Annotated in this window: 8 protein-coding genes; 2 read left to right on the top strand and 6 right to left on the bottom strand. The window is 65.9% G+C overall.

Annotated features, from left to right (window positions below):
* From VFH65_RS11540 to VFH65_RS11530, 3 genes are all read right to left on the bottom strand, one after another.
* A partial coding sequence (locus tag VFH65_RS11540; RefSeq protein WP_353321571.1) for a glycosidase occupies positions 1-1,065 on the bottom strand: 1,065 nt, incomplete at its 3' end.
* Positions 1,062-2,084: a glycosyltransferase gene (locus VFH65_RS11535; protein ID WP_353321570.1), complete on the bottom strand. Its 1,023-nt coding sequence runs from the start codon at positions 2,082-2,084 to the stop codon at positions 1,062-1,064. The genes VFH65_RS11535 and VFH65_RS11540, both read right to left, overlap by 4 nt.
* The gene (locus VFH65_RS11530; RefSeq protein WP_353321569.1) at positions 2,081-3,232 is read right to left on the bottom strand and encodes a glycosyltransferase; all 1,152 of its coding nucleotides are present in this window, start codon (positions 3,230-3,232) and stop codon (positions 2,081-2,083) included. The genes VFH65_RS11535 and VFH65_RS11530 overlap by 4 nt, the downstream gene beginning before the upstream one ends.
* A gap of 436 nt (positions 3,233-3,668) precedes the next feature.
* Between VFH65_RS11530 and VFH65_RS11525 the strand changes: the two genes are divergently transcribed.
* Both VFH65_RS11525 and VFH65_RS11520 read left to right on the top strand, forming a co-directional pair.
* The gene (locus VFH65_RS11525) at positions 3,669-4,148 is read left to right on the top strand and encodes a hypothetical protein (protein ID WP_353321567.1); all 480 of its coding nucleotides are present in this window, start codon (positions 3,669-3,671) and stop codon (positions 4,146-4,148) included.
* Between the two features lie 60 nt (positions 4,149-4,208).
* Complete coding sequence (locus tag VFH65_RS11520; protein ID WP_353321566.1) at positions 4,209-5,234, top strand: NAD(P)H-dependent glycerol-3-phosphate dehydrogenase; 1,026 nt, start codon at positions 4,209-4,211, stop codon at positions 5,232-5,234.
* A 145-nt stretch (positions 5,235-5,379) separates the two neighbouring features.
* On the opposite strand, the gene VFH65_RS11515 is transcribed toward VFH65_RS11520, so the two are convergent.
* From VFH65_RS11515 to grcC1, 3 genes are all read right to left on the bottom strand, one after another.
* Positions 5,380-5,952 carry a hypothetical protein gene (locus VFH65_RS11515; RefSeq protein WP_353321564.1) on the bottom strand — a complete coding sequence of 191 codons (573 nt, stop codon included), beginning with the start codon at positions 5,950-5,952 and terminating at the stop codon, positions 5,380-5,382.
* Positions 5,953-5,999: 47 nt separating this feature from the next.
* Complete coding sequence (gene htpX / locus VFH65_RS11510) at positions 6,000-6,881, bottom strand: zinc metalloprotease HtpX (protein WP_353321562.1); 882 nt, start codon at positions 6,879-6,881, stop codon at positions 6,000-6,002.
* Between the two features lie 78 nt (positions 6,882-6,959).
* Positions 6,960-7,967 (bottom strand): nonaprenyl/(2E,6E)-farnesyl/geranylgeranyl diphosphat synthase, encoded by a 1,008-nt coding sequence (gene grcC1, locus VFH65_RS11505; protein ID WP_353321560.1) that lies wholly within the window; start codon positions 7,965-7,967, stop codon positions 6,960-6,962.
* Between the last annotated feature and the right edge of the window lie 90 nt (positions 7,968-8,057).

Here is an 8,057-nt window from a genome sequence, read left to right as displayed (position 1 = left end):
GTCGGATCGCGACATTGCCGCGAAGCGACCGTGAATTCGGCGGGGAAACAACGCCAGACCCTTGTTCGCCGCTGCGGGTCCGACCAGCGGGGTGGAAGTAAAGGACCGGAAGTCCTTTGTCTCGAGGAGTTGCTGGCTGATGTGGGATCCGCTGTAAGCCGTGTAGGTGGCATAGAACGTGACGGAGCCGTCGTCGTCGTCGCAGCGCACGAAGCGTGCGTCTTCCATGCCGGCCGCCTCGGCCGCCATCGCGGGCCACAGAATCCGCTCCGAAAGCGTTGTGTCGCCGGAGAATTCAACGGCATAGAAACGTTCAGCGATGGCCCTGATCAGTGCCATCGTCTCGGCCGCACGTCCACGGGTGCTCCGGTGAGCCTGCAGCTTGTCCAGTTGCTCGTCGAGCTCGGCTCGGGTGAACCGGTCCCCAAGAGCGTCGAGAATGTAGTGGGCGGCCTCGCCTACGTCTAGAAGTCGGGCGAGCTCATTACGGAACACAACCGCGTCGAGCGCGGTCGCCATGACGGATCCGACGGAGGCGAACGGGGCTGCGTCATCGAGCGTTGGCCTACCGGCTGCGTCGACGATGCCGGTGCGGAATCCAATCGACGAACAGTGCCCTTCCCCGATCCCCCGCACGCTCATGACAAATCGCAGGCTGCCTGCCGCTACTCCGGACTGGTCGGGATGAGCGACCATGCTGGGATTGCACAGCGCCGCACCTTCAATCGCGTATTCGCTGGTGAATGTCGCACCTAGCAATAACATTCGCGTTTCGGAGAGTTTCCCGTCAGGATCCAGACGATCGGCGAGTTCACGAGCGTGGCGCCGGAAGGTGCCATCGAGATCACGGTGGCGCCGTTGGAACCGGGTGACGACATCGTCCAACGCCGCACGCACGTCGCCCTCGTCCAAGGCCAGGATCCGTGTCAACACCGCTCCCGCTCGGGACTCCTGGAGTTCGAACCCTTCCTGGCCCGGTACGAACAGCTTGGTGATGACCCGCGACGGGTCGGCGGCGATCCGCTGGGCGCTGCGTGTGACAAGCTCGGCCTGCACCGAAGTCATTGCAGCACAGTCGAGAAGCGCCGAGCCTGCTGCAAGGTCGAGATCACCGCCAGAGTCGATTCCGCGCCCTGGTTACGGTTCACCCCATCGGCGTGCAGCCCGTCGAATCCACCGCCCGTCTCCGGGTCCCACATCTGTTGTCCTGCGTCGTTGTCGCCCATGAACCACGCTGCTGCGGCGCGGACACCGTCGGGCCATATCGGGCGGGCGTCGACGGTGGCGGCACGTGCGCACGCGTCGGCGAGCGTCGACACCTCGATCGGCTGTTGATCGAAACCGGGTCGGACGTCGCCTGCGCCTCTACCCTCAACGGGGGTCGGTGACAGATGGCCGTCGGCAGTCTCATAGTCGACCAGCCAGGCCAACAGATCCAGGCCACGCCGCAGCAGCGACGAGTCGTCAAGCGCAACACCCGCGGCAATCATCGCCTCGGCAAGGACCGCGTTCGCGTAGGTGAGTCGCGGCTCCGGCCACGGCCAGGCGGCGTCACCGTTCGGTGCGGGGATCGAAGCGGCGTAATCGGTGAGAAGTTCACGCGCAGCGGCATGCTCAGGGTCGACCGAAAGGACCTCCGCGGCGCCCAGCGCCGCGAATGCCATCGCCCGCGGATGCGCGGACCGCACCTGTACGGCGCGCTCGAACTGCATGAGAGCCAACTTGCGGACGATGCTCACGCCACTGTGGGCTGCGGCCGTTCCAAGTCCCCAGACGCATCTGCCCCAGCAGTCCTCGGTCGACGGCTCGTCGGTCCAGCGGCCGGTGCTGTCCAACCTGTTGCGGCAGGCGCCGGTAAGCGCCTGCGCCTCATTCAAGAACCGCACCGCGACGCCTGAAAGGCCGTTCAGCGTCCGCTCAGGGTCGGGCTCTCGGCTGGCGACGACGAGCACCCGGGCCATGTCGTCGGTGCAGTAGCCGTGTTCGGGAGCTGGCTCGGCGAGGCAGGCGTGCTCGAAGGTGCCGCGACTGTTCGTCAGACGCAAGAGATGGTCGAAGTTCGGAGGTGGCGCGGCCGCGGTCATACCAATGCGGAACGTCGAGTGAGGAGGCGCTGGGCCAGACCCAGATACGCCTTGGCCACGACCGGCCAGGCCATGTCCGGCGCCAGCCGGCGCGCCTCGGCGGCCATCGAACCGGCGAGCCGTGGCTGGGTCAGGATCCGGCGCAGGGCGGACGCCATCGCGTCCGGGTCGTCATGGTCGACGACGATGCCGGCACCGGTGGAAAGGAGCTCGATGGCGTGCGGGAACGCGGTGGCGACGACTGGTCGACCACATGCGATGGCGTCGACCAGAACACCGGAGGTGACCTGGTCGGTGGAGTCGTAGGGCAGTACTACGACGGCCGATGACTGGACAAGGGCGGTCAACATTGGCACGTCGCGATAACCCGGATCGAAACACACCGAATCGGCGACGCCGCGCAGGCGCGCTTGTTCCATTCGGGCATCGCGGTACGCCTCGCCGTCGGCGGCGAAGACCTTCGGGTGCGTCCTGCCCGCCACCAGGTAGCGCGGCCGGCCGGGCAGGTCATTGAGTGAACCCATCGCCTCGATCACCCGCTCAACGCCCTTTCCAGGGCCCATCAGGCCCCAGGTCAGTACGGTCGGTCGGCTCGGGCGTTTTGCGGCGGGGTTTGTCGGGACGGTCGCGCCGTGCGGAATCGTGGTGACCTTTGTGCGGTCGATGTCGAACACACGGCACAGCCGCTGGCTGGCCGCTTCAGACATCACGACGATTTGATGGGCCCGCGCCGCGATCTCCTCGAGCACCGAACGCTGGTGTGGCGTTGGGTCTTTGAGGACCGTGTGCGCCACGACGATCGACGGAATCCGCAATTCGCCAATGATGTCCACCACTTCGTCGCCGTCGGCACCGCCGTAGATTCCGTACTCGTGCTGGATGACGGCGACGTCGCTCTGGTTGAGCAACTCCGAGGTTGCTGCCACGGATGTTGTCGACCCGTTGACCAGCTCTCCGATGACGCGTGCGTTCGACGACGGCGAATTGTCGGCCACCCGCACGACGCTGACGTCGGCGCCGTTCTTGGTCAAGCCGTCGGCCAGGGCCGCAGTGAATGTCGCAAGCCCGCACGGTGTCGGTGGATGCGTACTCAGAATGCCGAAGCTTGGGGAGCGGGAGAATCCTTGGCTCACACCGGGATACGCCAACGATGGAAGGGTGGATACAGTGTTCAAGGTGGTCCCGACTCGCGGTTGTCACCGGCGTGTCCGGCGTGAGCGGTTGCTCGGCGCGGTCAGCAGCGAAAGAGCTGACTCATCCCGGACTGGCTGGGTTCCCAACCTCATTGACGGTACACCCTGACGACGCTGTCGACGGTTCGAGACCGGCGTTGCTGGGTGTCTTGGGGGGTAAGGTGGACAGATCGGGACCACACAGGCCCCCATACGAAGGGGCCAGCGATGACCGATAAGTCTCCCCGACAAACCATGACCAAAAAGTCGGGTAAGTCTCTGAAAGAGAAGCGTGCCGTCAAGAAGGCGAAGGCTGATCGGGCCTCGTCGACCGAGTCTTTGCTGCATCCCAAGAAGGGGTGAGCCGACTGGTCTGTCGGATCTGATGCCGCGCTCGGCCACCATCGGCTCGTTGATTTCTGCCTTGGACAGGATCACCGGCGAACTCGAGAAGCACACGTCCGACATGAACTACTCCGGCACCGACGAATTCAACGTCCACACTTTTTCGCGCCACCCGTTCGACGACAGTGCATACGACGTCCTCCACGATCTGGCCCAGCGGATCGAACAAGTCAGTAACGACCTGTCCAGCGCCGAGGACGAGCGGCAGAGTTACGCGGATCTGACTCCGCGGCAACAAGACTCGCGAACAGCGGAGTTCGAGGAGCTGGCTCACGAGGCGGAGGCGAGCGCGGAACACGCGGTGCAATGGCAGCAGGGGGCCACAGCTCGGGAGACAGCCTGGGCTACGTTGCCGCCGGAGCTTACGGCGCCCGGCCGCTGCAACAAGTCCATTCAGAGCTGCAAGGAATGCGGTGGCGCCGTCGAAACCATCGACGGGGTGCATCGGTGCTGGGCTTGCTTCCGGTCCCGCCAGAATGGTCGCTAGATCAGATTTCAGTTCGTCAACTGCCGGTAAACCACAGGTGTCGGCAATACCCTGATCGCCATGGCACCTGCTCAACGCGAACCGCATGTCGTCGTCCTCGGTGGAGGATCCTGGGGCACCACGGTGGCATCCATCTGCGCCCGGCGTGGGCCGACGCTGCAGTGGGTGCGCTCCGAAGAGACCGCCAAGGACATCAACGAGAAACACCGCAATTCTCGCTACCTGGGTGACGAGGTAGAGCTATCGCCCACACTTGCGGCCACCACCGACTTCAGCGAAGCCGCCAACGCGGCGGACGTCGTCGTCATGGGGGTGCCGTCGCACGGTTTCCGCGGAGTGCTCGAGCAGCTCGCCAAGGAGCTGCGGCCGTGGGTGCCGGTGGTGTCGCTGGTGAAGGGTCTGGAGCAGGGCACCAATTACCGGATGAGTCAGATCGTCGACGAGGTGCTGCCGGGGCACCCTGCCGGCATTTTGGCCGGGCCGAACATCGCGCGCGAGGTCGCCGAGGGGTACGCGGCCGCGGCGGTGCTGGCCATGCCCGACCAGCACTTGGCCGCCAAACTGGCAGAATTGTTCCGCACCAAGCGATTTCGGACTTATACGACAGACGATGTCGTCGGTGTGGAGATGGCAGGCGCGTTGAAGAACGTGTATGCGATCGCGGTGGGCATGGGGTATTCGCTGGGCATCGGCGAGAACACCCGAGCGATGGTGATCGCGCGGGCGTTGCGTGAGATGTCCAAACTCGGCGAGGCGATGGGTGGGCACCGCGACACGTTCGCCGGCCTAGCCGGGATGGGCGATCTGATCGTCACCTGCACGTCACAGCGCAGCCGGAACCGTCACGTCGGCGAACAGCTGGGAGCGGGCAAGCCGATCGACGAGATCATTGCGTCGATGAACCAGGTCGCCGAGGGCGTCAAAGCCGCCAGCGTGATCATGGAGTTCGCCAACGATTACGGGCTCAATATGCCGATCGCGCGCGAGGTCGATGGCGTCGTCAATCACGGCGCGACGGTTGAAGACGCCTACCGCGGCCTGGCCGCCGAGAAGCCGGGGCATGAGGTGCACGGCGCGGGGTTCTAAGCCGAGCGGCTCTCTCAGGCGATATGCCTAGTGCCCACCTACGTGCGACAAAGTCGCGGTTGCGACAAAGTCGCACCGAGGTGGGCAATTTGCCTATGGCTTGCGGCCCGATACGCCGTTTGCTTCCGGCCCGTTGTATGGCCGCTCAGTTGAAGTAGGGATTCGTTCCCTCGGGCCGGTCCAGCAGCGGGTTGGCCTCGCCGAAGGTGAAGCTGCCCGCGGGACTGAGGACGAAGCCCGACTGGTTCCGATTGTCGACACACGTCGTCGTCACGCCGTCGTTGCCGCAGCTGACAGTCTGATAGCTCATCCTCGAGCCCGCCGGCAGCGGCTTGGCCGCGCCGACAACCGCGAATACCGGCGCGGGGCTGTTGGCGAACGATGCCGGGCCCGGACCGCCGCTGACGAGGTTCGCACCGTTCGGCGCCGCAGGGATTGGCCCGCTACACCCGTAGCCGCCAGACCGCTGCAGCACGCAGGTCAGGCCGTCGGGTGTGCTGAACGCGTACCAGTTGTTGTCCATCACCGCGTACTCGGACAGCTTCACCGGCGCGAGGGCGTTGACGTTGGGCGGTGGTGGCGGCGGAGCTGGTTCCGGCTGGGCGGCCGCAAGACCCGGCACGCCAAGCACAGCCGCTCCCGCAGCGCCTACAACGCCGATCAACATTCTGTTCAGCACGGTCCACACCCTAGATGGCGCGGAAGCGACTCGCAGCATGCCCTACACATCGGCGGGCGGTTGCCTGCCGTTACCCGGTCTAGCAGCTAGTACCGGTCCGGGCCACGCCCGGCCATCGCCTCCAGGCGGCGGATCCTGTCCTCAACCGGCGGGTGCGTCGAGAACAACTTGCCGATCTTCTCGCCGGAACGGAACGGGTTGGCGATCATCAGATGCGCCTGATCCGCCAATTGCGGGTCCGGCGGCAGCGGCGCCTGCTGCACGCCGGCGCTGATCTTTCGCAGCGCGCTCGCCAGCGCCAGCGGATCACCCGTCAGCTCAGCCCCCGATTGGTCGGCCTGATACTCCCGCGACCGTGACACCGCCAGCCGCACGACCGTCGCCGCAATGGGGCCAAGCATCGAAACCAGAAGCAACGCAAAAGGATTCGCTCCACCCTCGCGGTTGCCCCCGAAGATGCTTGCGAACATGGCGATGTTGGCCAAGGCAGTGATCACCGACGCCAACGCCCCTGCCACACAGGAGATAAGGATGTCGCGGTTGTACACATGCGAAAGCTCGTGGCCCAGCACCGCCCGCAGCTCACGCTCGTTGAGGATCTGCAAAATCCCCGTCGTGCAGCACACCGCCGCGTTCCGCGGGTTTCGACCCGTCGCGAACGCATTCGGGGCCGCCGTATCGCTGATGTACAGCCGCGGCATGGGCTGACGCGCCGTCGTCGCCAGCTCCCGCACGATCCGGTACATCGCCGGCGCCTGCATCTCGTTGACCGGCTGGGCGTGCATCGCGCGCAACGCCATCTTGTCGCTGTTGAAGTACACGTACGCGTTCATGCCGACGGCGAACAGCACCGCCAGGCCCAGAATCGCTCGGCTGTTGAACAGCGCGCCGATGAACACGATCAGCGCCGACATACCCACCAGCAACAGGAACGTCTTCGCCCTGTTGGCGTGCGGATGCCAGGTCATCGGGACTTCCTCCTACTAGGAACCGGGAGAGTCATCGCTGGTTCAACGCGCCACCGGCCGGTTGAGGTTCCGCGACCGTCAGCCGTGACGGTTCACTGTGTAATCCACCAGCGTGGCCAGCGCGTGGCGACCCGGGCCCTCCGGCAGATTGGCCAGCTCGTCGCGGGCCTGCACCGCGTACTGCGCGACGGTGTCCTTGGCCCGCGCCATACCCGGTGACGCGCGCAGCAGCCGCAGCGCCTCGGCCAGGTCGTCGTCGTTCTCCACCGGCCCTGCCAGCAGTTCCCGCAGCCGATCGGCGTCCGCACCCGTTTCACGCAGGGCGTACAGCACCGGCAGGGTGTGCACTCCCTCACGCAGGTCGGTGCCCGGCACCTTGCCGGATTCGTCGGGATCGCTGTCGATGTCGATGATGTCGTCGGAAATCTGGAACGCCGTGCCGACGATGCCGCCGAGCCGGCTCAGCCGCTCGATCTGCTCCTCGTCGGCCCCCGAGAACGTCGCACCGAACCGGCCCGACGCCGCGATCAGGCAGGCCGTCTTCTCGTAGACCACCTTCAGGTAGTGCTCCACGGAGTCCACGCCCTCGACCGCGCCGCGGGTCTCACGCATCTGTCCCGTCACCAACTGGGCGAAGGTGTCCGCGATGATCCGCACCGCCTCCGGGCCCAGCCGGGACACCAGGCGTGACGCGGTAGCGAACAAGTAGTCGCCCGCCAGGATCGCGATGTTGTTGCTCCACCGGGCGTTGGCGCTCGGGGCGCCGCGGCGCACCTGCGCCTCGTCCATCACGTCGTCGTGATACAGCGTCGCCAGGTGCACCAGCTCGATGACGGCGCCTGCGACAGTGACCTGCCAGGCGTCGGGCTCGGGCCCCAACCGTGCCGACAGGACCGTGAACAGCGGGCGGAACCGCTTTCCGCCGGCCTGGAACAGATGCTGGACCGCCTCGGACATCAGCTCATCGGCCTTGCCCAGCTCAGTGGCCATCAGGTCCTCGATGCGGGCCACCCCGTCGCGGACTTCCTGCGCAAACGCGGGGTCCCCGAAATCCACGCCCGCCACCACGCTCGCTGGTGTCCTCACCCTGCCAACATACTGGGAAGCGTGAACACTTCGGCGGGCAGGAGCGTAGCGACCCGGGGGACTACGCAGGCAGACGTGGTCGTCGTCGGG

The sequence above is a fragment of the Mycobacterium sp. genome, from assembly GCF_035697385.1.
Taxonomy (GTDB): domain Bacteria; phylum Actinomycetota; class Actinomycetes; order Mycobacteriales; family Mycobacteriaceae; genus Mycobacterium.
This window is presented reverse-complemented; position numbering and strand designations above follow the sequence as displayed.